Source organism: Mycobacterium sp. 050134 (assembly GCF_036409085.1).
In the GTDB taxonomy this organism is placed as follows: domain Bacteria; phylum Actinomycetota; class Actinomycetes; order Mycobacteriales; family Mycobacteriaceae; genus Mycobacterium.
In genome coordinates this window covers 216,023-241,755 of the sequence record NZ_JAZGLV010000008.1, presented here as the reverse complement: position 1 = coordinate 241,755, position 25,733 = coordinate 216,023, and the positions used below count along the sequence as shown (strand labels likewise).

At 70.0% G+C, this 25,733-nt stretch carries 24 protein-coding genes, 1 tRNA gene, 1 other RNA gene and 2 pseudogenes; 11 read left to right on the top strand and 17 right to left on the bottom strand.

The window, feature by feature from the left end; translation table 11 throughout:
- Nucleotides 1-17: 17 nt before the first annotated feature.
- Nucleotides 18-716: a cutinase family protein gene (locus SKC42_RS12105; protein ID WP_330964526.1), complete on the bottom strand. Its 699-nt coding sequence runs from the start codon at nucleotides 714-716 to the stop codon at nucleotides 18-20.
- A 34-nt stretch (nucleotides 717-750) separates the two neighbouring features.
- On the bottom strand, nucleotides 751-924 hold the full coding sequence (locus SKC42_RS12100; protein ID WP_330964525.1) for a CsbD family protein: 174 nt from the start codon (nucleotides 922-924) through the stop codon (nucleotides 751-753).
- A gap of 68 nt (nucleotides 925-992) precedes the next feature.
- On the opposite strand from SKC42_RS12100, the gene SKC42_RS12095 reads away from it, so the two are divergent.
- Nucleotides 993-1,148, top strand: a complete 156-nt coding sequence (locus SKC42_RS12095; protein ID WP_330964561.1) for a hypothetical protein — start codon at nucleotides 993-995, stop codon at nucleotides 1,146-1,148.
- A 166-nt stretch (nucleotides 1,149-1,314) separates the two neighbouring features.
- Here SKC42_RS12095 and SKC42_RS12090 read toward each other — a convergent pair.
- The 3 genes and pseudogenes from SKC42_RS12090 to SKC42_RS12080 all read right to left on the bottom strand — a co-directional run.
- Nucleotides 1,315-1,494, bottom strand: a pseudogene (locus SKC42_RS12090) (dihydrodipicolinate reductase); the annotation flags it as partial.
- A gap of 34 nt (nucleotides 1,495-1,528) precedes the next feature.
- Nucleotides 1,529-2,656, bottom strand: a complete 1,128-nt coding sequence (locus SKC42_RS12085; RefSeq protein WP_330964524.1) for a hypothetical protein — start codon at nucleotides 2,654-2,656, stop codon at nucleotides 1,529-1,531.
- Nucleotides 2,653-3,972 (bottom strand): hypothetical protein, encoded by a 1,320-nt coding sequence (locus tag SKC42_RS12080; protein ID WP_330964523.1) that lies wholly within the window; start codon nucleotides 3,970-3,972, stop codon nucleotides 2,653-2,655. Before SKC42_RS12080 ends, SKC42_RS12085 begins: the two co-directional genes overlap by 4 nt.
- Nucleotides 3,973-4,016: 44 nt before the next feature.
- On the opposite strand from SKC42_RS12080, the gene SKC42_RS12075 reads away from it, so the two are divergent.
- A complete protein-coding gene (locus SKC42_RS12075) occupies nucleotides 4,017-4,373 on the top strand; it encodes a hypothetical protein (protein ID WP_330964522.1) in 357 nt (118 codons plus the stop codon).
- Between the two features lie 3 nt (nucleotides 4,374-4,376).
- Here SKC42_RS12075 and SKC42_RS12070 read toward each other — a convergent pair whose 3' ends face one another.
- The 3 genes and pseudogenes from SKC42_RS12070 to SKC42_RS12060 all read right to left on the bottom strand — a co-directional run bounded on the left by SKC42_RS12070 (nucleotide 4,377) and on the right by SKC42_RS12060 (nucleotide 8,023).
- Nucleotides 4,377-5,723 carry a CHAT domain-containing protein gene (locus tag SKC42_RS12070; protein ID WP_330964521.1) on the bottom strand — a complete coding sequence of 449 codons (1,347 nt, stop codon included), beginning with the start codon at nucleotides 5,721-5,723 and terminating at the stop codon, nucleotides 4,377-4,379.
- Nucleotides 5,720-7,432 carry a hypothetical protein gene (locus SKC42_RS12065; protein WP_330964520.1) on the bottom strand — a complete coding sequence of 571 codons (1,713 nt, stop codon included), beginning with the start codon at nucleotides 7,430-7,432 and terminating at the stop codon, nucleotides 5,720-5,722. The genes SKC42_RS12070 and SKC42_RS12065 overlap by 4 nt, the downstream gene beginning before the upstream one ends.
- Before the next feature lie 95 nt (nucleotides 7,433-7,527).
- Nucleotides 7,528-8,023 (bottom strand): annotated as a pseudogene (locus SKC42_RS12060) (lipoprotein LpqH).
- Between the two features lie 142 nt (nucleotides 8,024-8,165).
- Between SKC42_RS12060 and SKC42_RS12055 the strand changes: the two are divergent.
- Complete coding sequence (locus SKC42_RS12055; RefSeq protein WP_330964519.1) at nucleotides 8,166-8,540, top strand: hypothetical protein; 375 nt, start codon at nucleotides 8,166-8,168, stop codon at nucleotides 8,538-8,540.
- A 4-nt stretch (nucleotides 8,541-8,544) separates the two neighbouring features.
- Here the strand turns inward: SKC42_RS12055 and SKC42_RS12050 are convergent, their stop codons facing one another.
- Together SKC42_RS12050 and SKC42_RS12045 are read right to left on the bottom strand one after the other, a co-directional pair.
- Nucleotides 8,545-9,330: a hypothetical protein gene (locus SKC42_RS12050; RefSeq protein WP_330964518.1), complete on the bottom strand. Its 786-nt coding sequence runs from the start codon at nucleotides 9,328-9,330 to the stop codon at nucleotides 8,545-8,547.
- An 82-nt stretch (nucleotides 9,331-9,412) separates the two neighbouring features.
- Nucleotides 9,413-9,501, bottom strand: a tRNA-Ser gene (locus SKC42_RS12045).
- Between the two features lie 69 nt (nucleotides 9,502-9,570).
- On the opposite strand from SKC42_RS12045, the gene ffs reads away from it, so the two are divergent.
- From ffs to SKC42_RS12030, 3 genes are all read left to right on the top strand, one after another.
- Nucleotides 9,571-9,665: signal recognition particle sRNA small type (gene ffs, locus SKC42_RS12040), an RNA gene on the top strand.
- Between the two features lie 77 nt (nucleotides 9,666-9,742).
- Nucleotides 9,743-11,035, top strand: coding sequence for an aminotransferase class I/II-fold pyridoxal phosphate-dependent enzyme (locus tag SKC42_RS12035; protein WP_330964517.1), 1,293 nt, complete (start codon nucleotides 9,743-9,745; stop codon nucleotides 11,033-11,035).
- A 52-nt stretch (nucleotides 11,036-11,087) separates the two neighbouring features.
- The gene (locus SKC42_RS12030; RefSeq protein ID WP_330964516.1) at nucleotides 11,088-12,896 is read left to right on the top strand and encodes a DNA polymerase III subunits gamma/tau; all 1,809 of its coding nucleotides are present in this window, start codon (nucleotides 11,088-11,090) and stop codon (nucleotides 12,894-12,896) included.
- 7 nt (nucleotides 12,897-12,903) lie between these two features.
- On the opposite strand, the gene SKC42_RS12025 is transcribed toward SKC42_RS12030, so the two are convergent.
- Both SKC42_RS12025 and SKC42_RS12020 read right to left on the bottom strand, forming a co-directional pair.
- Complete coding sequence (locus SKC42_RS12025) at nucleotides 12,904-14,214, bottom strand: class I SAM-dependent methyltransferase (protein WP_330964515.1); 1,311 nt, start codon at nucleotides 14,212-14,214, stop codon at nucleotides 12,904-12,906.
- On the bottom strand, nucleotides 14,211-15,554 hold the full coding sequence (locus SKC42_RS12020) for an FAD-binding oxidoreductase (protein WP_330964514.1): 1,344 nt from the start codon (nucleotides 15,552-15,554) through the stop codon (nucleotides 14,211-14,213). Before SKC42_RS12020 ends, SKC42_RS12025 begins: the two co-directional genes overlap by 4 nt.
- Before the next feature lie 133 nt (nucleotides 15,555-15,687).
- Between SKC42_RS12020 and SKC42_RS12015 the strand changes: the two genes are divergently transcribed.
- On the top strand, nucleotides 15,688-16,125 hold the full coding sequence (locus SKC42_RS12015) for an SRPBCC family protein (protein ID WP_330964513.1): 438 nt from the start codon (nucleotides 15,688-15,690) through the stop codon (nucleotides 16,123-16,125).
- 54 nt (nucleotides 16,126-16,179) lie between these two features.
- Here the strand turns inward: SKC42_RS12015 and SKC42_RS12010 are convergent, their stop codons facing one another.
- A complete protein-coding gene (locus SKC42_RS12010) occupies nucleotides 16,180-16,941 on the bottom strand; it encodes an Rv3717 family N-acetylmuramoyl-L-alanine amidase (RefSeq protein WP_330964512.1) in 762 nt (253 codons plus the stop codon).
- 98 nt (nucleotides 16,942-17,039) lie between these two features.
- Between SKC42_RS12010 and SKC42_RS12005 the strand changes: the two genes are divergently transcribed.
- Together SKC42_RS12005 and recR are read left to right on the top strand one after the other, a co-directional pair.
- Complete coding sequence (locus tag SKC42_RS12005; RefSeq protein WP_330964511.1) at nucleotides 17,040-17,396, top strand: YbaB/EbfC family nucleoid-associated protein; 357 nt, start codon at nucleotides 17,040-17,042, stop codon at nucleotides 17,394-17,396.
- 13 nt (nucleotides 17,397-17,409) lie between these two features.
- Nucleotides 17,410-18,021 carry a recombination mediator RecR gene (recR, locus tag SKC42_RS12000; RefSeq protein ID WP_330964510.1) on the top strand — a complete coding sequence of 204 codons (612 nt, stop codon included), beginning with the start codon at nucleotides 17,410-17,412 and terminating at the stop codon, nucleotides 18,019-18,021.
- Nucleotides 18,022-18,026: 5 nt separating this feature from the next.
- Here the strand turns inward: recR and SKC42_RS11995 are convergent, their stop codons facing one another.
- The 3 genes from SKC42_RS11995 to SKC42_RS11985 form a co-directional block, all read right to left on the bottom strand.
- On the bottom strand, nucleotides 18,027-18,635 hold the full coding sequence (locus tag SKC42_RS11995; protein WP_330964509.1) for a C39 family peptidase: 609 nt from the start codon (nucleotides 18,633-18,635) through the stop codon (nucleotides 18,027-18,029).
- Between the two features lie 119 nt (nucleotides 18,636-18,754).
- Nucleotides 18,755-19,450 carry a type 1 glutamine amidotransferase gene (locus tag SKC42_RS11990; RefSeq protein ID WP_330964560.1) on the bottom strand — a complete coding sequence of 232 codons (696 nt, stop codon included), beginning with the start codon at nucleotides 19,448-19,450 and terminating at the stop codon, nucleotides 18,755-18,757.
- Between the two features lie 4 nt (nucleotides 19,451-19,454).
- On the bottom strand, nucleotides 19,455-20,735 hold the full coding sequence (locus SKC42_RS11985) for a Mur ligase family protein (RefSeq protein ID WP_330964508.1): 1,281 nt from the start codon (nucleotides 20,733-20,735) through the stop codon (nucleotides 19,455-19,457).
- A gap of 72 nt (nucleotides 20,736-20,807) precedes the next feature.
- Here SKC42_RS11985 and SKC42_RS11980 point away from each other — a divergent pair, with 72 nt between their 5' ends.
- Nucleotides 20,808-21,800 carry a DEDDh family exonuclease gene (locus SKC42_RS11980; RefSeq protein ID WP_330964507.1) on the top strand — a complete coding sequence of 331 codons (993 nt, stop codon included), beginning with the start codon at nucleotides 20,808-20,810 and terminating at the stop codon, nucleotides 21,798-21,800.
- A 219-nt stretch (nucleotides 21,801-22,019) separates the two neighbouring features.
- A complete protein-coding gene (locus SKC42_RS11975) occupies nucleotides 22,020-23,675 on the top strand; it encodes a chloride channel protein (RefSeq protein ID WP_330964506.1) in 1,656 nt (551 codons plus the stop codon).
- A 70-nt stretch (nucleotides 23,676-23,745) separates the two neighbouring features.
- Here the strand turns inward: SKC42_RS11975 and leuA are convergent, their stop codons facing one another.
- Complete coding sequence (gene leuA / locus SKC42_RS11970) at nucleotides 23,746-25,719, bottom strand: 2-isopropylmalate synthase (RefSeq protein ID WP_330964505.1); 1,974 nt, start codon at nucleotides 25,717-25,719, stop codon at nucleotides 23,746-23,748.
- Nucleotides 25,720-25,733: the final 14 nt, after the last annotated feature.

Here is a 25,733-nt window from a genome sequence, read left to right as displayed (position 1 = left end):
CGGCGCGGGCGCCGGGCTCACAGGTGGCCGGCGGCAAAGTTGGCGGCCTGCCCCGTCATGCCGTTCAACGGGTAGGAAATGTGCGCGGCCGGGTCGGCGCCGCCGGCGCCGCAAACCCCGTCGCCCGGTGCGCACAGCTCCAGGGTTTTAGGCTGGTAGAGCGGCCCGATCGTGATGCTGGGCGCGCCGTACTTCTTGAGGAACTGGTCCGAAGGCGTCCCGAAGAGCGTGACCGCGGCGACGTGGTTCGCGATCTCCGGCGGCATGGGCGGTGGCACCGCCCCGGCGGGTACGCCGGAGGGCACCGACGCGGAGGTGACGAACCCGGAGACGGCCGCACCCTGCGAGTAGCCGCCCAACACCTCCCGGGTCTTCGGGCAGTTGGCCGCCATCGACTCGACGTGCGAGCTTGCGTCTCGGATCCCGTCGATCACCCCGAGCGGGAAATCGGCGCTCGAAAAGTCGGTGCTCGCAGGGTAATCGACGGGATAGACGCCCAGCGAACGACCACCGATCTGCCCGCGCAGCGCGTCGACGAACGAATTGCCAACGCCGCCTACGCCGGGCGGCTCGCCGGAGCCGCGCGCGAACACGACCTCGACGTCGGGACACGGGTCGGCCCACGCCAAAGGCGCGTGCGCGGCGGCCACCACCGACGCCGCCAGCGCGGCGACGGCGGCGGACGCGGTCAGGCGGGCCGCGGTTGTGAGATTCATTGCAGTGCAGGAAGATTCGATGAATCCCGGGCTGCTACTTCCTGAAGGCGTCCTTCAGCTTCTCCCCGGCGTCCTTCAGGCTCGACTTCGCCTGGTCCGCGCGACCCTCGTTCTTCGTGTCATGGTCGCCGGTGGCGTTACCGATGGCCTCTTTAGCCCGGCCGCCCAGGTCCTCGATCTTGTTCTTCAACTTGTCTTCGTTGCTCATTGGCTGTGGTTACCCATCGGTGGGCGATATCGAAACCACCACGCCCCATACCTGTCATCATGGACAACGTGAGTACCGCGATCGTGGTGGCAGTGGTACTGGTGCTGATGCTGCTGGGCATCGGCATGGTGGCCAATCAGCTGCTCCGGCTGAGGCGGTACCTCAACAGCACCCCGCCCGATCAGCCCCCGGCCGCCGATCCGCCCGCGCCGCCCGCCCGCTGAGCCTGTTCAGCGGTGTTGTCGACGCCCCTGAACGTCGTCGGGGTTTTCGCCCGGGTGGTCCCGTTAGCCGGCCGGCACGTGCCCGCGGGGCAGCGTCTGCGGGGGGTCGGCGTAGGTGGCGATCCCGGGCGCCGCGGCGACGACGGTCCAAGCGCGCCGGCCACCGCCGGGCGGCCTCGCCGAAGATGGCCGTCCCGCACTCGGTCATCGTCCGCAGGCCGGGATGGTCGATCGGCTGACCGAAGCCCACCGGCCTCTCGGTGGCGGGCGAGTCGTAGAACGTGGTGTCGGCGGCCTCGATCACGCTGACCTTGTCGATGCGATTGCACACCATCGCCGACACGATGTTTCGGCACCGCTCAGCATAGGGATAATACCGCTCAATAGTCGGACTCGGCGGCCAGGATTTCGGCGAGGAAGGCGTCGTCGGCCGGCCGGTCGAGCCGCGCCCGCGCCCAGCGGCGAACGCGCTCGCGCGTCTCCGGGGTTTCCGAGCCCGAGGCGATGGGCGCACCGACGATCACCGCGGTCTGCGTCCAATCGTGGTTCCAGGCCGCCGATTCCGTCACCGGTCGTTGCTCGCTGTCGATCAGAGGCAGGGCCGCGCGGCCGGCGGCGTCCAGCGCGCCGGCTCCGGTGATCGCCCCCGAGTTGAGTCGAACCGCGATGCCGGTGGGCTCGCCGGGCCCGATCACCGAGGCGCGCACGATAGCCGCCACCGCCGCCTCGGTCACCTCGACACCCCAGCCGACGGTGTTCTCGCCCGCGTCGAAGATGCCGGGCGGCACCGCGCTCCAGTCGATCGACGCAACGCCCCGGGCGATCGCCGGTGCGCCGGGCCGGCCGCCGCCCACGCCGGCGGCCAGCGCGTAATCGTCGCGGTGGCCGCCGGGGGCCTGTGCCGTGACGCGCGAATCGTCAAGGGCTGCAAACAGTTCGGACCAGGCAGGGCCGTCGACTCCGACTTCGTCGGCCAGCTCGGCCCCCGCCCGCACCAGGTCGACGACGCGGGAGTCGCCGCCGCGCAGGTGGGCGATCAGGGCGCTGCCGTGCGGCGCCAGCAGCTCGGCCACGTCCGAGTCGAACGTGTCGTCGCCGAAGTAGCCCTGCGCGCCGGCGGTCAGCAGTGCGACCTCGACATCGAGCAGCGCGCGATCCAGCCGGCCGATCCCGTCCTGTCGGCTGGCGGGCCACCACCGCCGCAGCCAGTGGCCGACGGCCAGCCTGCGGAGCGGCTCGACCGATCCGGGCACCACGTCTGCGCCGGCCAGGTCGACGCTCTCCGAACTCGCGGCGGACAGCAGCGCGACATGCCCGGCCTCACCGACGACCCGCCAAAGCCAGTCCGCCCGGGACGGATCGGTGAAGGCGATCTCGACCGCCGCGGCACCGGGCTGGTCGACGATCCACGACAGCACCGCGCCGCTGACTTCCAGCACGGCCACCAGCGGCGCGGCGGCGAGCGTCGTGCCCGTGCTCCACAGGCCCGAATCGGTGAACAGTCTCATCCGGCCACCTGCAGCTCGAGCATCGCCTTGATCCGCTGTCGGTGATCGAGGCTCACCGATCGCGCGACCCCCTCGAGCAGCGACCGGACGTCGTCGACGTCGTCGCAGGGCTCCTGCCAGACGTCGCGCCCATGCAGCCGCGCCCACAGCCGGCTCAGGTACGGCTGCGGATACGCGGCCAGGTCCGCGACCACCTGCTGCTGCCGGGGATGGATGGGACCGCCCTCGGCGAGGTAGCGCCGGGCGTGCAGCACGTAGGCCTCCTTGCGCAGCCGCGCCTGGATCTGGGCCGCCAGGGCATAGCGGCTGGACACGGACTGGTCCAGGGGCGCCAACTCGGCCGCGACCTCGATGCCGGCCACCAGCGTCGCCTGCTTGTCCTCGCCGAGCAATCCCCAGGGCGCACAGGCCCGGTCGACCTCCTCTTCGCACAGCAGCGGAATGTCGGGCAACGCGTCGCGATCCAAGGCCCGCCGCAGGGTCGCCCGCACCCGGTCGACGACGCTACGGTCGAGCGGGCGGTCGCCGTCGAAGCCACCGGTAACCGCCGGTTGCCGTTGCGGCGCCGCCGAACTCAGGCCGAGCTCGACGATCGACCAGGGCAGCCCGTCGGTTTCGGTGTGGGCCAGGGCGCCCAGGTTGTACGGGGTGGCGTCGGCGATCATGGCCGCCCACACCCGCTGGCGGGCCGTCGCAGCGCTGTGACCCTGGGCGGGCCCCAGCACGGTGGCCAGCTCGGCCAAAAAGGGGCCGGTCGTCGTCGCCGGGGCGCGCACGTCGCGCCAGCTGCGGTCGAGTTGGTCGGCCAGCCCGGCGATGACACCACCGTCCGCCACGTAGTCGTTCAGGACCTCGATCGCCGTGCGGTCCCGGCCCTGGTGGATGTCGGCGAGCACCTTGGCCGCCGTCTCGGGGTCGTGTGGTCCGGGCGGTCCCGTCGTCACCGCCAACTCGAAGCACACCGGGAAGTAGAGTTCCTGGGCGTTCCCCGTGCGGATTCGCTGCCTGCGGCGCTCGAGTTTAAGGGCGTCGAACCACGCAGCGGTGGCACGCAATTCGGTAGCGCGACCGAGGATCAGCTCGTGCATCGCCGCGGCGGTCTCGCCGGTGACCACCGGCGCCGAGTACTGCGGGTTCGACCGCAGCCGCAGCACCAGGGGATCGATGATGCGCTTGACGGTGCGGGTCAGCGGACCGCCGTCGTCGCTGCTGAGCACCTCGACCCCGGGGCCGATCGACCGCCACGCGCGGTCGATGACCGACCGGCGTGGCAGGCCCACCGAGACGATCGGCGCCACTTGCGGATCCGCGCTCATTCGCACAGGATAGGGGCATCGGCACCAAACCGGGAGCCGAAAACTTGGGTTCGGTAGCCGGCGGCGACGGCGAGCCTGGTCGCATGAAGAAGCTGAATGTACTGCTGGACAGCGTCGCCCGGTTCCTTTCCGCCCGAGCTCAATCGACGAACCGGCCCGCCATCGGCGTGGGCACCGTGCGGGAAACCGCGGCCGGCGCGCGGCAGGTCTTCGTTGAGGTAGTGGCGGTTTCGGGGGAGACGTTCATCGGCAAGTTGGCGCGCGCCGACGGTGATCGGGAACTGCCCGCCCTGCGGCCGGGGCTCGTCGTCCTGGTTGCCTTCGATCCCGCTGCGCGTGAAGAGCTTTCGCTGCCCGACGACGTGCAGGCCGTACACGCGGCTTGGCTCGCCTCGCTCTGAAGGCTACCGTGCCCCGTCGACCGCGAAGGTGACCAGGGCGCCCCAATACAGCGGGCTGGCCGCGAGAGCGCCGCCACGCCAGCGTCGCATCTGCTCGCGTTGCCACCGGTTGAGTGCGCAGCCCGCGTCATCCCCTTCGTGTGCGCGGTCCACGGCGACGACGAGTTCGGCCATCGGATCCTCGTCCCCCCGGCCCGCAAACAGGCGGTACGCCGCCGCCGTCGGTAGCGACCACAGGGTGGCCGTCACCAGCTGCGCGCCGCCCAGGACCATGGCGGCCACCAGGCCGGTCGCCTCGTCGAACTGGTAGTCGCCGCCCGAGCCGCAGGCCAGCAGTGCTACGCGCGGCGGCATCGGCAACCGCGAGGACATCAGATCCGACGCGGTCAGCGGGCGGTGATCGCCGACGGCGTCGGCGTCTCCGGGCATCGCGGCCGTACAAGCAAGGTGCAGGGCCGCGCGGTCGGCCCGCCCCTCGGCCGAACTGGCGTGCCCCACGTAGACGAGCCGGCTGGGCGCCCGGGCCAGCAGCTCGGCCAGCCAGGCGCGGTCGGCGTCCCGACGGCGGAACAGCTCCACCGGGTCGCCCGCGTCCGGCAGCACGGCGCGGCGTCGCGCCAGCTCGGCGTAATGCCGGGTCAGCCGGGTTTGGGCGGAGGGCCGGCCGAGCACCGAACCCAGCGCGGAGTCGGGCAGCTGCCCGGGCACCCTCGGGTCGAGGACCAGGACCGGCGGGTTGTCGCGCCGGTCGGCCCATCCGGCCGGCGAGCGCGGGGAGTGCACGATGTTTTGCGGCGCCGCCATGAGCACGTCGGCGAGCTCCATCAGCCGATAGCCGTCGGTGTGTTCGGTGATGTCGGCGAGTTGCCACGGGATCCGGGCGGCCACCCTCCCGCTGGCGGTTATCGCCTCTTGCCGGGCGCGAACGAGTTCCTCCTTGCTCGGACCCGATTTCGGCAGCGCCAGCAGGCCCCACGGCACGCGTGCGAGCCGTGCGGTGGGCGAGACGAACAGCACCGGACGCGGCGAGGCCGCGCAGTCCGCGAGCAGCTGCCACCCGGCGGGGGCGATCAGCAGGACCCCGAGGATATAGGCGACGGTGAGTTCGGTGTCCGGCCGCGCGAAGGGGCCGCGCGTCAGCGCACGTTCGATGGCATCGCGTGGGCTTTCGGAGCCGGCCGGCTCGGGCAGGGCCGCGGCCAGCTCCTGCACGGCCGCGAGCAGGATCGGCTCTTCGACCACCCAGGTGACGGTGCGCGACGGCTCGCCGACGACGCGCAGGCTGGCGTAGGTGGCGATGCCGACGTCGGCGAAGCGGAGCACGAGCGTCCGCCGGTCCGGTTCGCTCATGGCCAGGTCGACCAGGCGGGCTCGTCGGTGACGACCGCCTGCCCGTAGCGTTCGAAAGCCAAGGTGCGGTAGTGACTCATGATCGGTTCGGCGCCCGGCTCCATCCGCAGCGGGGGTAACGGGCCGAGCCGGGTGAGCGCCCCTCCGGCACGCGCGGACGGCCCGGCCGCGGCCAGCGCGTCACCGGCGTCGACGAGCACCGTCGCGGTCGCCGTCGACGCCCATTCGCCAACGGTCGCGCGTCGGGGTTCGTTGGCGAAGGTGCCTCGTGCGCTGTGGTATTCGACGAGTTCGCTGATCAGCCGGGTGTTCTCCCACTCCCACGCGACCGCGAAGGCGCCGGCCAGCATCGGCGCCGAAACGTTGGCCGCCCAGCGCGCTCGGGCGTCCGCGTCGGCGATCGAATACCGCATCGAGTCGACCGCCAGCGCGGCTGGCACCTTGAGTTCCGCCGCCTGCTCGAGCTTCGTCATCGCGCGCCGGTACGCCGGGGTGCCGACCTCGCCCAGGATGACGCCGAGCGACTGGGCCTGCCGTTCCCCGGTTTCCTGCAGCGTCTCGTCGGGATCTCCGGACCCGTCGAAGCCCAAGTCGGCCAAGGCGTCGGCCCGCCACACCGTCCCCAGGTGGTTGTCGAGCCGGGCGTATTGCAGCCAACTGCTGCGCGGCGAAGAGTCGAGCACCTCACGGGCCTGGGCGATGAGTTCGACCGCCGCCGAGAACCGGCTCCAGAATATCGGTATCCAGCTGCGTTGCAGCAGGATCCGGTGCAGGTGCAGCGGCTTGCCGAGTTCCCGCCAGTGCCGCTCCGCGTGCTCCCAGCACTCGTCGGCGGCTTCCAGCGCGCCGGACCCCAGGCGGGTGAGTCCCAGGTACAGCCAGCACCGGGCCACGTCGTGGGCGCGGGCGTAACGCGCGATGACCGGGTAGGCCTCCGAAACGATCCGCTCGGTGCCGACATGGTCGCCAGTCGCCCAGCAGCCTGCGGCGCGCTCCAATTGCGCTGTGGCGGCGGCCAAGTCCCAGCCGCTGGCCTGCGCGCGGGCCTCGGCACGGCGCAGCCACGGCTCGGCCTCGGACAATCGCCCCGTCTCGACGCAGAACCTGCCGTACCCGGTGGCGGCGACCACCCGGAGATGGTCGGAGTCACCGGCGCCGTCGATCATGCCGAGTGTCTGCTCCCAGAGTGGAATTGCCCGCGCGTGCAGGTCGTCGTCGCAGAGGGCGCCCGCGCACAGCACCCGCGCGAGGGCGCGCAAGCGGATGTGTTCGGCCGCGAGTTCGTCGAATTCGCCACGATCGCCGCCGTCCAGCGCGGCGAGTGCCTCCGCCGCCCCCTCGTGGTCGCCGACCGCCGCCGCCAGGCCCGCCTGCAGGAACTGGGCCCGTCTCGAGTAGCGGCAGATCATGCGCTCCATCTCGGCTTCCGGCATCCGCACCTGGCCCGCGGCCTCGGGCATGGTGCCGGCGGCGATCGCCGAGTAGACGGCCAAGCACTCGCGGATGCGGCCGACCGACTCCGATACCCCGTCGTGCGCCCCGCGGGCCAGGCAGATCTCCCCAAGTTGGGCAAGGACTTCCAGCATCAGGTCGTCGCGATTCTCCGCCTCGATCCGAGGTATCAGGGACAGCAGGAGATCCCGCGCGGCCGCCTCGTCGGCAGCCTCCGCCAGGCACCGCGCACGCTGAAGATCGGCGGGGATCGACACGGCTGCATCATAGGTCCGCGCGCGATGCCGGGCTGCCAGAACGGTGAGCGGCGGACGCCGGCCGAAGCCACGTCCGCCGCCCGGGATGGAACGGATCAACCGCAGGTCACCTTGATGTCGAAGTCCTTGGTGATCATCCCTGCCATGGGGTTCTTCAGGTCGGCGCCCTGCGCCTGGCCCGTGATGGTGTACGCCTTGCCGTCCACCGCCACGTTGGCCGAACCCACCTTGGCCCCCATGTTGTTGGCGACCGACAGGGCGTTGCCGTCGACGACGAGCGCCAGCGACTCGACCTTCGGGGTGGCCTCGTCGGTCATCACGACGGCCAATGCCTGCCGGCCGCCGGCCGCCGGCCGAGCCGCTGCCGATATTGATCCGGCCGCCCGTTTTGACGCACGTCACCGACGTCGGGTCCAGGCCCGCCAGGTCGGTGCCGCCCACCTTGACCTGCGCACCGGTACCGGTCGCCACGCTGGGCGCGGCGCTCGGAGCCGGGCCGGCCGTGTGGCCATCGCTCGAACAGCCCACCAGCGCCACCGAGGCCGCAGCGCAGCCGACAGTTCCAATCGCAGCCGCGAGAAGACGTTTCACCGATTCTCCCTTTCCTCATGCGCCGCCCCGTTGGCGTCGACATGGGAGCAAGTACAGACCGGCCCCGGCGCTACCGATCCCAAACTTCGCGCCGTCGTCTTCAGTAGGCTGCGACGGGGGCGGCGCTACGAAGGGAGACGCGATGGCCAGCGTGAAATGGCTGGATGAGCCTCAGGCGCACGACTTTCCGGCCGCGGCCGACTACCTGGCCCTGCTGGCGGAGCCGGGCATCGCCAATCAGCTGGCGGAAAAGATGAAGACCGGCGTCGTCAGCACCAAGAGGGCCAAGGACATCCTGCGGGCGGCCCGGTTGACGCTGCTACCCGACGACAACCCGCACGTGGCGGCGGATCTGACCAAGATCAAGAAGGGGCAGGCGCTGTCACCGATCCTGCTCGTCCGCGGCGACTTCACAACCGGTGTGCCGCTGCAGATCGCCGACGGCTACCACCGGGTCTGCGCGAGCTACCACACCGACGAGGACACCGACATCCCCGTCATCATCGTTTCGCCGTGACCGATCAGTCGTCGGGGGATTCGTCCACTGCCACGCCGCCGCGCGTGCGCCGCCGCATCCGGTGCGAGCCCTTGCCTGTGGGTCGCCGGTTACGCAGGCCGGGGCGCGGCTCTTCCTCTGCCTCGGTGGTCTCCCGCGCCTCCGACCCAGCCCCGGCGGCGACTTCCGTGGGCTGGGCGTCTTCGGTCGCTTCGGACTCTTCCGACTCGTCGGCGGCCTCGGCGTCTTCGGCCTCGTCCGATTCGTCGGCGTCGGCGGTCTCTTCGGACTCCTCGATCGCCTCGACCTCGTCCGCCTTGTCACCCTTCTTGCGGCGCAGTCGGCGCTGCTTGGGTTTCTTCGCCTTGATGGGTTTCGGCGGTGGCGGCGGCAGCTCGGCGACGAACGACAGGTAGAACGCCACGTACCCGAGCACACCGATGGCGGCGGCCGCCCCGTAAATCGCGAACAGGTACTGCCCGGCGGTGTCCAGGCTGAGCCAGATCTCGCTGATCGCGGTTCCGACGATGAGGATCCCGGCCAGCACGTGGGCCACGATCGACCAGATCCGGATCGACAGGGCCAGCTGCGGGGTGCCCAGCTCCGGCTTGCGGGTGCGCAGCAGCGTGAAGACCACCGGCAACGCGGCCAGCCCGATCAGCGCGCCGGACGCGATCCGACCGGCCATCCCTAACCCGCGTGGCATTTCCCCCATCAGCTCGTACCAGCGGGGCAACACGCAGAAGAAGTAGAGGACACCGGCGGCAACGAAGAAGGACGTGTGCCACACGATGAACCACTTCCGGGCCATAAGCCTCCTCAGGCTGGTGAGCTCACGCCAGCCTGCGGCGACCAGAACTCACGTCATTGTGCTTGTCCGCGTCCGAACCAAATGGCGGAGGATGCGGGATTTGAACCCGCGAGGGCTGTTAACCCAACCCGCGTTCCAGGCGAGCGCCATAGGCCACTAGGCGAATCCTCCGTGGCAATGGTAACTGAGGGTGGTGCGGCCGCCCTCAGTAGCCGGTCCGGGCCAGGTACTACACTCGCCGGTGGACCCCGCGCGGCGTCTATCCTGTGAACTCCCCCAGGGCCGGAAGGCAGCAAGGGTCAATGGGCTCTGTCGGGTGCGCGGGGTCCCCTATATCCGATTGAGTGGCGACCCGCTGCGCCCGGCTTCGCCGCGCTTGCGATCGCCACTATGAGCAGCGGAAGGGCACCTGGTGTCGCTGGATTCCCTCAGCCCGGAAGAGCTGGCCGCCGCGCACGCGCGCAACCAGCAGGATTACGCGGAGCTGCAGGCCAAGAAGCTCGCTCTGGACCTGACCCGCGGTAAGCCGTCCGCGGAGCAGCTCGACCTGTCCAACCAACTGCTGAGCCTGCCCGGAGACTCCTACCGCGACGGCGAGGGCACCGACACCCGCAACTACGGCGGCCTGCACGGTCTGCCGGAGCTCCGGGCGATCTTCGGCGAGCTCCTCGGCATCCCGGTGCCGAATCTGATCGCCGGAAACAACTCCAGCCTGGAGCTGATGCACGACGTCGTGGCCTTCTCGATGTTGTACCGCGGCGTGGACTCGCCGCGGCCCTGGAAGGACGAACCGAACGTCAAGTTCCTGTGCCCCGTCCCGGGCTACGACCGGCACTTCGCGATCACCGAGACCATGGGCGTCGAGATGATCCCGGTGCCGATGCTGCAGGACGGCCCGGACGTCGACCTGATCGAGGAACTGGTCGCCGTCGACCCCGCCATCAAGGGGATGTGGGCGGTGCCGGTTTTCGCCAACCCCACCGGCGTCACCTACTCCTGGGAGACGGTCCGGCGGCTCGTCCAGATGCAGACCGCGGCCCCGGACTTCCGGCTGTTCTGGGACAACGCCTACGCCGTGCACACGCTGACGCACGACTTCCCCCGCCAGGTCGACGTGCTTGGGCTGGCCGCCAAGGCCGGCAACCCGCACCGGCCCTACGTGTTCGCGTCCAGCTCCAAGATCACCTTCGCCGGGGCGGGCGTCAGCTTCCTGGGCGGATCGCTGGGCAACATCGCCTGGTACCTGCAGTACGCGGGGAAGAAGTCAATCGGTCCGGACAAGGTCAACCAGCTCCGGCACCTGCGCTTCTTCGGCGACGCGGACGGGGTGCGCTTGCACATGCTGCGCCACCAGCAGATCCTTGCCCCGAAGTTCGCGCTGGCCCTCGAGATCCTGGACCAGCGACTGAGCGACTCCAAGATCGCCTCCTGGACCGAACCCCAGGGCGGCTACTTCATCAGCCTCGACGTGTTGCCCGGGACGGCCCGCCGGACCGTCGCGCTCGCCAAGGATGCCGGAATCGCGGTGACCGAGGCGGGCGCGTCGTTCCCGTACCGCAAGGACCCGGACGACACCAACATCCGGATCGCCCCCACCCTCCCGTCGCTGCCCGACCTGCGCGACGCGGTCGACGGGCTGGCTACCTGCGCCTTGCTGGCGGCATCGGAACACCTGCTGTCGGCGACGGCGCCGAGCGTCAGCTGAGGTCGCGCGACCAGCCGGGCACTCGTCACCGCGCGCCGGTAGCCTGCTGACCGTGGCCCTCTACCGCAAGTATCGACCGGCGAGCTTCGCCGAGGTGGTGGGGCAGGAGCACGTCACCGAACCCCTGTCCATCGCGCTGGACGCCGGCCGGATCAACCACGCCTACCTATTCTCCGGGCCCCGGGGCTGCGGGAAGACGTCGTCGGCCCGCATCCTGGCGAGGTCGCTGAACTGCGCCCAGGGCCCGACGTCCACCCCGTGCGGGGTGTGCGACTCGTGCACCGCGCTGGCGCCCAACGCGCCGGGCAGCATCGACGTCGTCGAGCTCGACGCCGCCAGCCACGGCGGGGTGGACGACACCCGCGAGCTCCGGGACCGCGCGTTCTACGCGCCGGCCCAGTCGCGCTACCGGGTGTTCATCATCGACGAGGCCCACATGGTGACCACGGCGGGGTTCAACGCGCTGCTGAAGATCGTGGAGGAACCGCCCGAGCACCTCATCTTCATCTTCGCCACCACCGAACCCGAGAAGGTGCTGCCGACCATCCGCTCGCGCACCCATCACTACCCGTTCCGGTTGCTGCCGCCGAAGACCATGCGGTCGCTGATCGGGCGGATCTGCGAACAGGAGGGCGTCGTCGTTGACGACGCGGTGTATCCGCTGGTGATTCGCGCCGGCGGCGGCTCGCCACGCGACACCCTGTCGGTCCTCGATCAGCTGGTGGCCGGGGCCGAGGATAGCCACCTGCGGTACCAGCGGGCGCTGGGCCTGCTGGGTGCCACCGACGTCGCACTGATCGACGACGCCGTCGACGCCCTCGCCGCGTCCGACGCGGCGGCGCTGTTCGGTGCGGTCGAATCGGTGATCGATGCCGGCCACGACCCGCGGCGCTTCGCCACCGACCTGCTCGAGCGGTTCCGCGACCTGCTCGTGATGCAGGCGGTCCCGGACGCCGCCAGCCGCGGCATCGTGGACGCGCCGGAGGACGTGTTGGACCGGATGCGCGAGCAGGCGGCCCGGATCGGCCCGGCGACCCTGACCCGCTACGCCGAGGTCGTGCAGGCCGGCCTGGGGGAGATGCGGGGGGCGACGGCGCCCCGGCTGCTCCTGGAGGTGGTCTGCGCGCGGCTGTTGCTGCCGTCGGCCAGCGACGCCGAGTCGGCGCTGCTGCAACGCGTCGAGCGGATCGAGAACCGCCTGGACATGTCCATCCCCCAGGCCGCAGCCCCGGCGGCGCCGCCCGCGCCGGTTGCCCGGCCCGTGCCGCCGTCGCGGCGGGTGACGGTGGCCGCCCCCGCCCCGGCCGCGGCGGAACCGGAGCCCAAGCCCGAACCGGCACCCCCGCCGCAGCCGGCGCCCCAGCCGCAACCCACGCCGGCGCCGGAACCCGTGTCGGCCCCCGGCGAACTCAACGCGGCCGCGGTGCGCACCATGTGGCCGACGGTGCGCGACAAGGTGCGCCAGCGCAGCCGCACCACCGAGGTGATGCTGGCGGGCGCCACCGTCCGCGCGGTCGAGGGCGACACCCTCGTGCTGACCCATGCCTCGGCGCCGCTGGCCAAGCGGCTCTGCGAACAGCGCAACGCCGACGTCATCGCCGACGCGCTCAAAGACGCGCTGGGCGTGAACTGGCGGGTGCGGTGCGAGGCCGGCGCGGCGTCACCCGCCGAACCCGACCCCGCGCCGCCCAGGACGGAACAGCCGGCGCCCGCGGTGGTCTCGGCGCAGCGCGACGAGGAGGAACACATGCTCGCCGAGGCCGGCCGCATCGACCCGTCGGCGCCCCGCCGCGATCCCGAAGAGGTCGCCCTGGAACTTCTGCAGAGCGAGCTGGGGGCGCGCCGGATCGACAACGGCTAGGCGGGCGCTAGGGCGTCCACCAGGGACGCAGCGGCAGGTCGTCGTCACCGCGGTCGTCGACCTTGGCCGCCAGCACGTGGTGCAGCTGCAGGTTGTTCTGCTCGAAGGCCACCCGCGACGCGGCCATGTACAGGCCCCAGACCTTCGCGGTCGCCAGGCCCACCTCGTCGACCGCCTCGTCCCAGTGCTCCACGAGGTTGTAGCACCAGTCGCGCAGCGTCATCGCGTAGTGATGCCGGAGGTTCTCCGTGTGCAGGACCTCGAACCCGATGTCCTGGGCCTCGCAGGTGATGCGCCCGGACCCGGTCAGCTCCCCGTCGGGGAAGACGTAGCGGTCGGTGAATCCGCCGGCGAACGAGGTCGACTTGTTGTCGTGGCGGGTGATGCAGTGGTTGAGGAGCAGGCCGCCGGTGCGCAACTTGGACTTGAGGAAGCCGAAGTAGGCGGGATAGTTCTTGACGCCGATGTGCTCGGTCAGCCCGATCGACGACACGGCGTCGAAGCCGGCCTCCCCGACGTCCCGGTAGTCGGAATGCCGCACCTCGGCCAGCTTCTCGAGCCCCTCGTCCTGGATCGCCTTGCGGGCCCACGCCGCCTGCTCGGCCGATAGCGTGGCCCCGATCACCCGCACCCCACGACGCGCGGCGTAGCGGACCATGCCGCCCCAGCCGCAGCCGACGTCGAGCAGCCGGTCGCCGGGCTGCAGCCGCAACTTCTCGAAGATCAGCCGGTACTTGTTCTCCTGGGCCTCTTCCAGCGTCGAGCCGGCGTCCGGGTAGACCGCGCACGTGTAGGTCATCGACGGCCCGAGCACCCTCTCGTAGAAGGTGTTCGACACGTCGTAGTGATGATGGATGGCCTCGGCGTCGCGGGTCTTGCTGTGCATGAGCCCGTCGGCCACGCGACGCCAGCGCGGCGGCGCCTCCTCCGGCGGCGGCGGCACCGGCAACAGCCGCTCGACGCCGATCGAGCGGACGACGTTGGCGAGCACCCGCGCCGGCGGCCGCTTGAACTGAACCCGGTCGGTCAGTGTCTTGAGCAGTTGGTACGGGTCGCCGGGGTGGACCCCGCACGCCTCCAGATCACCCGACACGTAAGCGCGGGCCAGGCCGAGTTCTCCGGGGGCGGTGGCGAGGTAGGTGGCGCCGCGGGGCGAAAGCAGGTTCAGCCCGAGCTCCGCGTCCTCGCTTCCGGCGGTGCTGCCGTCGTAGGCGGTGAACTTCAGCGGGTGGCGCCCGGTGGCGGCGAAGATCTCAAGGACCTCCGCCATGCTGAACTTGCCGGTCGTGGTGTTGCCGGAATCTTTCGTCGTCGTCATCGCCGTTGCACCGCCTTCGCGTAGAGGTCGAGTAGCCGGGAATCCGGATCGTAGGTCTTCTTGACCGTCTTGTAGGCCTCGCCGCCGTAGAGTTCATCGAACTCCTCGCGGGTGTAGAACGAGTCGGAGTACAGCGACTTGTGGCCGTCGAGCTCGCTAACCTTCGCCTCGATCATCCGGTTGGTGGCGCCTGCCGAGCTTCCCGCGGCGCCGGCGGGCACCGACGACCAGAACCCGACGTTGACGAAGGTGTGGTCCGGCCGGATCGGGTACAGCGGCCAGCCCTCGCGGTCGCGCAGCCGCAGCGGGCACAGCCAGATCGGTGTGATGGGCACGCTGTCGAGGAACCACTCCAGGAACTCGCAGGTCCGCTCGACGGGCACCTCGATATCCTGCACCACCCGTTCGCGCGGGGGACGCCCGTTGCGCTTCTCGATCCGATCGGCGATGCCGTAGCGCTGATCGAGGGCGACCAGCTTCCAGTAGAAGCTGCTGCGCCGGTAGCGGCGCGGCCACCACCTGCGTACCTGCGGGTTCTGCACGCCGAACGCACGAGAACACCAGAACCAGTCGGTGTCCCAGCGCCAGAGGTAGTCGTGGATGGTCAGGCGGTCGTCCTTGGTCGCCTCCACACCTGCGGCGTCGTGGCGGATCGACTGGTAGTAGATGTTCTTCCCGGTGTAGTCGCTGACCGGGCCCGGGGTGGTGGTGCGCCGCCCGACGCACAGGTAGCTCTCGTCCGGTCCGAACACCACGCCGTCGAGGTAGTCCACCGGGGTGCCGCCCTGCCCACCGGTGTCGATGATGCGTTCCATCGCCGCCACCAGCTCGGGTAGCGACCGGAACCGCACGTGCCGCAGGGCCACAAATGGTGCGACGGGCTCCAGCTCGATCCTCAGTCTGGTCGAATACCCAAGCGTGCCATAGGAATTGGGGAAGGCGCGGAACAGGTCGGCGTGCTGGCCGCGTGACGCGGTGACCAATTCCCCTGCGCCGGTGAGAATGTCCATCTCGAGGACCGATTCGTGCGGCAGGCCGTTTCGGAACGACGCCGATTCGATGCCCAGGCCACTGACCGCGCCGCCGAGGGTGATGGTCTTGAGCTGCGGAACCACAAGCGGGGAAAGGCTGTACGGCAGCGTCGCGGCGACCAGGTCCTCGTAGGTGCACATGCCGGCCACGTCGGCGGTCCGGGCCTCGGGGTCGACGGACAGCACGCCGGTCAGCCCCGACGTGTCCAGCCCCCGGGCATCGCTTTTGGCGCGGGCGCGGAACAGGTTTGAGGTGGGTTTGGCGAGTCGGACGGCGGACGTTGTCGGGATGGATCGATAACTCGCCATCAACCGATCAACGCCCGCTGCGTGGGCCGAGAGTGCAGATCCAGGGTCAGGCACCACATATACCCTAGTCTTCGACAACAGCCCGTGCACCCGCGCGCGGGTGCCGCCACACGAGATCGCCAGAGGAGTTGCCTTGGCACAGGTGAGCGCCGCCAGCACGATTTTGATCAACGCCGAACCCGCGGCCACCCTCGCCGCCGTCGCGGATTATCAGACGGTGCGCCCGAAGATTCTGTCCCCGCAGTACAGCGACTACCAGGTGCTGCAGGGTGGGCAGGGGGCCGGGACCGTCGCTAAGTGGCGATTGCAGGCCACCAAGTCGCGGGTGCGCGACGTGCAGGTCGACGTCGACGTCGCCGGTCACACGGTCATCGAGAAGGACGCCAACTCGTCGATGGTCATCACCTGGACGGTGGCTCCCGCCGGCCCCGGCTCGAGCGTCACCGTCAAGACCACCTGGAACGGCGCCGGCGGCGTCAAGGGCTTCTTCGAAAAGACCTTTGCGCCTTTGGGTTTGAAGCGGATCCAGGGTGAGGTGCTGGCGAACCTGAAGAAGGAGCTGGAAACCTAGCGCGGCGACGATGCGCGCCGCGTAGCGGCGTGAGGAGGAGCGGCGCAATCGGGCCTAGCGCGCCTGGCCCTGGGTGGCCAGGAAGCCCGCGATCCCGCGAACCATGGCGTCGGCGTACTTCTGCCGGCCCTCGGCGGACTCCATCAACGCCGAATCCGCCGGGTTCTTCATGTTGCCGCACTCGACCAGGATCGACGGATATTGCGCGAGGTTCAGGCCGGTCAGATCGGAACGCCCGTACAGACCGTCCTGGCCGATGTAATTGGCGGGCGGGATGCCGGAGGCCTGCAGCTGGTCGCGCATGATTCGGGCGTACTGGACCGACGGCCCGGCCTGTGCCTGGTTGAGCGGCGGCGCCGAGTAGTTGACGTGGAATCCCCGGCCGGAGGCGGGGCCGCCGTCGCCATGGATGCTCAGCACCGCGTTCGGGTGCAGGGCGTTGGCCATGTTGGCGCGCGCGTCCACGCACGGGCCCAGCCCGGTGTCGTTGCCGCGCGACAACGCGGTCCGCACGCCCAGCGCGTTCAGCGCGGCGCGCACGCGCAGCGCGGTGTCCCAGGTGAAGGTGTGCTCCTGGTAGCCGCTGTTGGTCGACGTTCCACTCGCCTGGCAGTCCTTGGTGCCGCCGCGGCCGGTGGGCACCTGACGCGAGATGGACGCGTCGTTCGAGCCGTTGTGGCCCGGATCGATGAAGACGACCATGCCGGCCACGTTGGAGGGGACGGCGCTCGCCGTCGGGGTGATGGCCGTCGACGCCGCAATCAGCACACCGACCACGAGTTTGATTCCGACACGCTTGCTCAGTCGTAGGTCCACGGCGCCAAGGTAGCGGCGGGCGGTCTACGCTGGGGGTTTCGAATCGCCCAATACGCACAGGCGAAACCAAGTCGAGACCAAGATGCGAGGGGATTGTCATGCAACCCGGAGGCGACATGTCGGCGCTGCTCGCTCAGGCGCAGCAGATGCAGCAAAAGCTCATGGAAGCTCAGCACCAACTCGCGACCGCCGAGGTGCACGGCCAGGCCGGCGGGGGATTGGTCAAGGTCGTCGTCAAGGGCAGCGGCGAGGTGGTCGCGGTCCAGATCGACCCCAAGGTCGTCGACCCCGAGGACATCGAGACCCTGCAGGACCTGGTCGTCGGCGCCATGTCCGACGCCTCGCAGCAGGTCACCCGGATGGCGCAGGAGCGGCTGGGCGCGCTGGCCGGGGGTATGGGCGCGCCGCCCGCGGCCCCGCCACCCACGCCGCCGACCCAGGTGCCGGGGCTGTAACCGTAGTTCCAATATGTTCGAGGGACCCGTCCAGGATCTGATCGACGAGCTTGGGAAGCTGCCGGGAATCGGACCCAAGAGCGCGCAGCGCATCGCGTTCCACCTGTTGTCGGTCGAGCCGCCGGACATCGACCGGCTGACGGCGGTGCTGTCCCGGGTCCGCGACGGCGTGCGGTTCTGCGCGGTCTGCGGCAACGTCTCCGACAACGAGCGGTGCCGCATCTGCGCGGATCCGCGCCGCGACGGCTCGCTGGTGTGCGTCGTCGAGGAGCCCAAAGACGTCCAGGCCGTCGAGCGCACCCGCGAATTCCGGGGCCGCTATCACGTGCTCGGTGGGGCGTTGGATCCGCTGTCCGGCGTGGGGCCCGAGCAACTGCGGATCCGGGAGCTGTTGAGCCGCATCGGCCAGCGCGTCGACGACGTCGACATCACCGAGGTGATCATCGCGACCGACCCCAACACCGAGGGCGAGGCGACGGCCACCTACCTGGTGCGAATGCTGCGCGACATCCCCGGCCTGACCGTCACCAGGATTGCCTCCGGGCTGCCGATGGGCGGCGACCTGGAATTCGCCGACGAGCTGACCCTGGGCCGCGCGCTCACGGGCCGGCGCGCGATGGTCTGAGCGGTTCAGTCGGTCACGACGGCGAAGTTGTTGCTGGTCGCCCACGCCTGCTCGAAGGCAGGGAGGGCCACCTGCTCGTCACGGCCGGCCTCGACGCCGCTGTCGTTGAGGTGCACCACCCGGGCATCGGTGTCGATGCCGGTGACGACGACGAAGTGGTTCTCCTTCGTGCGGTTGCCGGGTTGGCCCCAAATGATCTTGTCGTTGAGTCCGACGATCACCTTGCGGCCGCGGTCCAGGTCTTGCGCGAGCGCAGCGATGTCGGTGTGCACCCCGGTTGCGTGCACCCCGTAGTGCGCCAACAGCACCGCCAGGTCGCCGTTGCTGGTCCTGCCCTCGGGCCGATAGATCGGGCCCGGGTGGCTGACGCTGGGGACCCTGCCGGCCGCGGCGGTGACCTCGTCCTCGTTGGGCAGGTGGCCGCTGATTTGGCCGACGACGTCGGCCACGGCCATCTCCCCGCAGTCCAGGTCTTGTTGCTGGTAGCGCCAGTAGGGTGCCGCGGCGGCCGGGTCGCCGTGCATCCCGTCGCTGTTGGCGTTGGCCGTGCCGGCGAAGACGACCGCCGCAACGCCGGTAACGCCCACGATCGTGGCGAGCTTGCGGTTTGCCATGGACCTAAGGCTGAGCGATGGCCCTCAAAGGATCCTTGGATTGCACGAGACGTAAACCTTGGCGACGCCGCGCGGCGTGTCGTCGCCAAGGTTTACGTGTCGTGAAAACAGCAGCCGGCTCAGCGCGCGGCCAGCCGCTCCCGGCGCAGCAGGTCCACCTCGGGCATCTCCAGCGGCGCCAGCTCGCCCACCACCTTGCCCAGCAGCAGGTCGGCCAGCTCCGGGTTGCGGGCCAGACACGGCCCGTGCATGTAGGTCGCCACGACGCTGCCCTGGACCGCGCCGTCGAAGCCGTCGCCCGCCCTGTTGCCGGCGCCCTTGACCACCGCGCCCAGCGGGGACGCCGCCGGGCCCAGGACCGTGCCACCCCGGTGGTTCTCGAAGCCGGTGAGCCGTTGGGCCAGCCCGGTGAGCAGCGGCTTGCTGACCAGCTCGCCGATGGTGCGCTTTTCCTGCGGCGACGTCGTCGCGTCCAGCATGCCCACGCCGTCGACGCGTTCGCCGGCGGACGTCTCGTACCACTGCCCGAGCACCTGCACGGCCGCGCAGATCGCCAGCACGGGCGCGCCGCGTTCGGCGGCGCGCTGCAGCCCCGGATGCCGGATGAGGTGCCGGGTCGCCAGCCGCTGCGCGTAGTCCTCCGCCCCGCCCAGCGTGTAGAGGTCAAGCGAGTCGGGCACCGGCTCGGCCAGCGTGATCTCGACGATCTCGGCGGGGATGCCGCGTAGCCGCAGCCGCTGGCGCAGCACCAGGGCGTTGCCGCCGTCGCCGTAGGTCCCCATCACGTCGGGCAGCACCAGCCCGATCCGCACGATCGAGTCAGCCATGGCGCGCCAACGCCCGTTGCAGCTGCAGGAACGCGGTGTAGTTGGCGACGACCTCGACCCGTCCGGGCGGGCACGACGCGATGGCGGCGACGGTGTCGTGAACGAGGGTGTGCTCGACGCCCGCGTATCCGAGCCGCACCGCGAGGTCGGTGCCGCGTTCCCCGGCGGCGACCACGGACGTGCGCTCGCGCTGTCGTTCCTCGCAGGATTCGCCTCGTAACCCACGAGGCTCACCAGCGAGATGTTCGAAGCGCACGTCCCACAGCCAGGACAGGTCCTCGCCGTCGGGCACCTGACCGTTGACCGAGATGACCACCCCGGCGGCGTGCTTGTCGACCATCGAAAGCGCCTCCTGCCAGCCGGCGGGGTTCTTGGCCAGCAGGAGCCGCGCGTCATGCCGGCCGATGCGCACACTTCGGTAGCGGCCCGCGACCTCGTCGACGCCCGAGACGGCCGCGACGGCCTTGACCGGATCGGCCCCCAGCGCGACGGCCGCCGCGACGGCCTGGGCGGCGTTGCCCCGGTTGACCGCTCCCGGCAGCGCGAGCCGCATCGGCAGGGCCAGCCCGTCGGGCCCGTACAGCGCCTCGTCGTCGAACCACCACTGGGGGCTGGGCCGCTTGAAGTCGGCGCCGGTGGAATACCAGTGGTGTTCGTCGCGGACGATGACCTCGCCCGAGCGTGGGCAGCTGACCGAGTCATTCGCCCACGAGCCGCCCGCGGCCACCCACACCACCTGCGGGCTGTCGTAGGCCGCCGAGGTCATCAGCACGTCGTCGCAGTTGGCGACGACGACAGCCTTCGGGTGCCGCGCCAGGCCGGCCCGCAGCGTGCGCTCGATGACGTTGATCTCGCCGACGCGGTCCAGCTGGTCGCGCGACAGGTTCAGCAGCACGACGACGGCGGGGTCCACGGCGTCGGATACGTGCGGCACGTGCATTTCGTCGACTTCCAGTGCAGCCAGGGGGGCCCGGCGGTCGGCGGCCAGCGCGGCGATCAGCCCGGCGTCCATGTTGGCGCCCTCGGCGTTGGTGGCGACCGACCCCAGCGTGCCGAGGGCGGCCGCCGTCATCCTCGTCGTGGTCGACTTGCCGTTGGTGCCGGTGACGATGACGGTGTGTCGGCCCACCCCGAGCTGGCGCAGGACCGAGCGGTCCAGCGTCATCGCGACGAGGCCACCGATCATCGCGCCCGCCCCGCGACCGGTGACGCGCGACGCCCACCGTGCGCTCGCTCCTGCGGCGAGCGCCAGACGTGCGCGGGTGGTGACCACCCGCGCAGATTACCCACCGACACGACAGCGCAGCGACCCGGCGATGTCGGTCGGACGTGCCATCCTCAAGTCATGAGTGCGGTGCCCTGGGGCCGGCCGGCCCGCGAGCCCGATGGGGGCTGGGCTGTCATCGACGTCGAGACATCGGGCTTCCGGCCGGGACAGGCCCGCGTCATCAGCCTGGCGGTGCTCGGCCTCGACGCCGACGGCCGTGTTGAGCAGTCCGTCGTGAGCCTGCTCAACCCCGGCGTGGATCCGGGCCCCACCCATGTGCACGGCCTCACCGCCGCCATGCTCGAAGATCAGCCGCACTTCGCCGACGTCGTCGACGACGTGGTCAAGGTGCTCGACGGGCGCACGCTAGTGGCCCACAACGTCGCGTTCGACTACGCGTTCCTGGCCGCCGAAGCCGAGCTCGTCGAGGCCGAACTGCCCATCGACTCAGTCATGTGCACGGTCGAGCTCGCCCGGCGGCTGGACCTGCGCATCGACAACCTGCGGCTGGAGACCCTCGCCGCGCACTGGGGCGTGACCCAGGAGCGGCCGCACGACGCCTTCGACGACGCGCGGGTGCTGACGGGCGTGCTGGCGCCCGCGCTCGAGCGGGCGCGCGAGCTCGACGTCTGGCTGCCGGTGCGTCCGGTGGGCCGCCGCCGCTGGCCGAACGGCCGGGTGACCCACGACGAGCTGCGCCCGTTGAAGGTGCTCGCCTCGCGAATGCCGTGCCCGTATCTGAATCCCGGGCTCTACGTGTCCGGCCGGCCGCTGGTGCAGGGCATGCGGGTGGCCCTGGCGGCCGAGGTCGGCCGCACGCACGAGGAACTGGTCGAACGCATCCTGCACGCCGGGCTGGCCTACAGCGACGCCGTCGACGGGGAGACCTCGCTGGTGGTCTGCAACCACCCCGCGCCGGATCAGGGCAAGGGCTATCTGGCCAAGCAACTCGGCGTGCCGGTGGTTTCGGACGCACAGTTCATGGACTCCGTCCGCGCGGTCGTCGGCGGCACTAGCATGGAGGAGTTCACCGACACCGCCGCGGCCGACCAACAGCTCGCGTTGTTCTGACGCCCGTCTGACCCTGCGGGCTGAACACCGACCAAGGTCGCCAGCTGATTCATCCGTAACTCCCAGCAATACCCCAGCCGTTGAGCGCGCCAACCGCGTACGAGGTTGTTACTATTGCGCAAATCACCGCGGGACGCGAAATGCGTCCTGCGAGTTGCGCTCTGGGGGGGGAGCCGATCGTAAGTTGCCGCATCGATCGGGTCGGTGAGGATTCGTGTAATGAGTGGACGCTTGGCGGATTTCAACGTCGATCGGCGGGTATTGCCGATCACGGGAATCGCGATCTTCATCGGCGCCCTGTCGGCGGGGGTGGCGTGGTGTCTGCTGAAGTTGATCGGGCTGGTCACCAATCTGGTTTTTTACCAACGAATTTCGGATGAACTGGTCGCACCCGCGGCGAATCACCATCCCTGGTGGCTCATCCTGGGCGCGCCGGTGGCCGGCGGTCTGGTCATCGGTCTGATGGCTCGGTACGGGTCGGATCAGGTACGCGGCCACGGCATGCCGGAGACGATCGAGGTGATCCTCACCGGTAGTAGCCGCGTCGAGCCCAGAGTTGCTGTCCTGAAGCCAATTTCGGCGGCGATCAGCATTGGCACCGGCGGTCCCTTCGGCGCGGAGGGGCCGATCGTCATGACCGGCGGCGCGATGGGTTCCGTCGTCGCCCAATTCCTGCACTTGACCGCGGATGAGCGAAAAATACTGCTCGCCTCCGGCGCCGCCGGAGGCATCGCGGCCACCTTCAACGCGCCGCTGGCCTCCATCCTGCTGGCCGTCGAATTGCTGCTCTTCGAATGGCGGCCGCGAAGCATGGTCCCGGTCGCCAGCGCGGTCGCGATGGCGACCGTGGTACGGCTGTTTATTCTCGGTTCCGCGCCGGTGTTTCCGGTCGAGGCGCCGTCGGTTGAGATCCATTGGTCGACAAATGCATTAGCGATAGCCGTCGGAATAGCGGGAGCCGCGCTGGCCATCGCGGCCACTCACTTGGTCTATTGGGCCGAGAGGGCGTTCCCTCGTCTGCCGATCCATTGGATGTGGTGGCCGGCCATAGGCGGTCTGATAATCGGCGCGGGCGGCCTCATCGAACCGCGGGCCCTCGGCGTCGGCTACAACGTGATCGGCGCGCTTCTCGCCGGACATGCCGGCATGTCGCTGATCGTCGGCATTCTCGTGGTGAAAACCGCGATCTGGGCGCTTGCGCTCGGTTCGGGAACTTCAGGCGGTGTGTTCGCTCCGGTGTTCATGATCGGCAGCGCGCTGGGAGCCTTTGTCGGGCAGTGGTTTCCGCACGTGTATCCAGGGTTCTGGGCGATGTTGGGCCTGGCGGCCGTGGTTTCCGGCATCATGCGGGCGCCCCTCGCCGCAATCATGTTCACCCTCGAACTGACCCGCGCCTGGCCCGCGATGCTTCCGGTGATCATCGCCACGATCACCGCCTACGTCATATCCGCCTTGTTGCTTGACCGCTCGGTGCTCACCGAGAAGATCGCACGGAGCGGAATGCACCTGACCCGTGATTACACAACCGACCCGTTGGAGGCGTTTCTGGTCGCCGAAGTGATGCGGTCCGGGGTGTCGCCCACGCCGGTGGGCGGCACGATAAGCGCCCAGGCCACGCTGCGGCACGCTGCGAATGTTTTCGCAGAGTCAGACGGCCGGCCGCTGCGCGTGGTGTCGGGGAACGGCTCCGACGAAGGCCATCTGTTGATGAAGGACTTGCTCACCGCCCGGCTGCACGACCTCAACGAGGACACCGAACGGACCAGGCACCTCATTCCCTATTTCCCCAAGCCGCCGCAGAGTATCGTCCGGCGCTGGGCGTCGGCGTCGATGCGGGACCGCGATCGGGATAGCCGCAGCGACCGTGCGAGTTGAAATCCGCTGACGCCCAGGCTCAATGGTGCCGACCCGCCGCGCCCGGCGCTGGCGCCGCGCTTGCGATCGGCTAGCGCAACGCGCGGTTGACCGCCGACACCACGGCGCGCAATGAGGCGGTGGTGATCGACGGCGCGATGCCCACGCCCCACACGGTGCGGCCATCAACCCGGTCCGACGGGCGCCGACCCGCTTCGCCCGGCTTGGCCGGGCTTGCGATCGACACCGAGCCCGATTGGTGCCGACCCGCTTCGCCCGGCTTCGCCGCGCTCGCGATCGACACCGAGCCCGATTGGTGCCGACCCGCTTCGCCCGGCTTCGCCGCGCTCGCGATCGACACCGAAGCCTCCACGTACGCCGCCGCCTGCGCGTCGTCGCCGGCGCTCATCGCGTGCTCGGAGTAGTCCAGGACCGCGACGTCGAACCCGACGGTTCCCAGCGCGTGCACGAACGCAGCGAGCGGGCCGTTGCCGGTGCCGGTGATCTCGGTCTCCACGCCGTCGATCTTGACGGTGGCCTCGATCGTCGTCGCGCCGCCGTCTTCGTCGGAGGCGTCGACCCGTTGCTTGATGCGCTCCAGCGGCCGCACCGGGGCCAGGTACTCCTCCGAGAAGGCGTCCCACATCTCCTTCGGCGACACCTCACCGCCCTCGCCGTCGGCGATCTTCTGGATCACCTGGGAGAACTCGATCTGTAGCCGGCGCGGCAGAGCCAGGCCGTGGTCGGCCTTCATGATGTAGGCCACCCCGCCCTTGCCGGACTGCGAGTTGACCCGGATCACCGCCTCGTAGGTGCGTCCGACGTCCTTGGGGTCGACCGGCAGGTAGGGCACCTGCCACAGCAGGTCGTCGACGTCGGCCGAGGCCTCGTCGGCGGCCACCTTCATCGCGTCCAGGCCCTTGTTGATGGCGTCCTGGTGGCTGCCGGAGAACGCGGTGTAGACCAGGTCCCCGCCGTAGGGGTGGCGTTCGTGCACCGGCAGCTGGTTGCAGTACTCGACCGTGCGGCGGACCTCGTCGATGTTGGAAAAGTCGATCTGCGGGTCGACGCCGCGGGAGAACAGGTTCAGCCCGAGCGTCACCAGGCACACGTTGCCGGTGCGCTCACCGTTGCCGAACAGGCAGCCCTCGATTCGGTCCGCCCCGGCCTGATAGCCCAATTCGGCTGCGGCGACGGCGGTCCCGCGGTCGTTGTGCGGATGCAGGCTCAGGATGACGGAGTCGCGGTTGGCCAGGTTGCGGCTCATCCACTCGATCGAGTCGGCGTAGACGTTCGGTGTCGCCATCTCCACGGTGGCCGGCAGGTTGAAGATGATCGGGTTATCGGGCGTCGGCCGGATGATTTCGCCGACGGCGTCGCACACTTGCTTGGCGTACTCCAGCTCGGTCCCGGTGTAGGACTCGGGCGAGTACTCGAACCGCCAGCGGGTGCCGGGGTGCTTTGCCGCCTCCTCGATGCACTTGCGCGCGCCGGCGGTGGCGATGTCCTGGACGGCGGCGCGGTCGGCACGGAAGACGACGCGGCGCTGCAGGATCGAGGTGGAGTTGTAGAAGTGCACGATGACGTTGGCGGCGCCCTCGCAGGCCAGGAAGGTGCGCTCGATCAATTCGTCGCGGCACTGGGTCAGCACCTGGATGGTGACGTCGTCGGGGATGGCGCCGTCGCTGATGATCTCGCGGACGAAGTCGAAGTCGGTCTGGCTGGCCGAGGGGAACCCGACCTCGATCTCCTTGTAGCCCATCCGCACGAGCAGCTCGAACATGCGGCGCTTGCGGGCGGGGCTCATCGGGTCGATGAGCGCCTGATTGCCGTCACGCAGGTCGACCGCGCACCACAGGGGCGCACGGGTGACGACGCGGTCGGGCCAGGTGCGGTCGGGCACGCGGATGGGCTCGACCTCGTCGGCGAACGGCCGGTACCGGTTGACGGGCATCGACGAGCCGCGCTGGGGATTCCATGCGGGCTGGTCCGGGCCGGGCGGGCCGGCCGGGGTGACGATGGTGCGTGCCGACTTGTAGGCGTCGGCTGAATCGGAAATGGTCACGGTAGTTGCTCCGG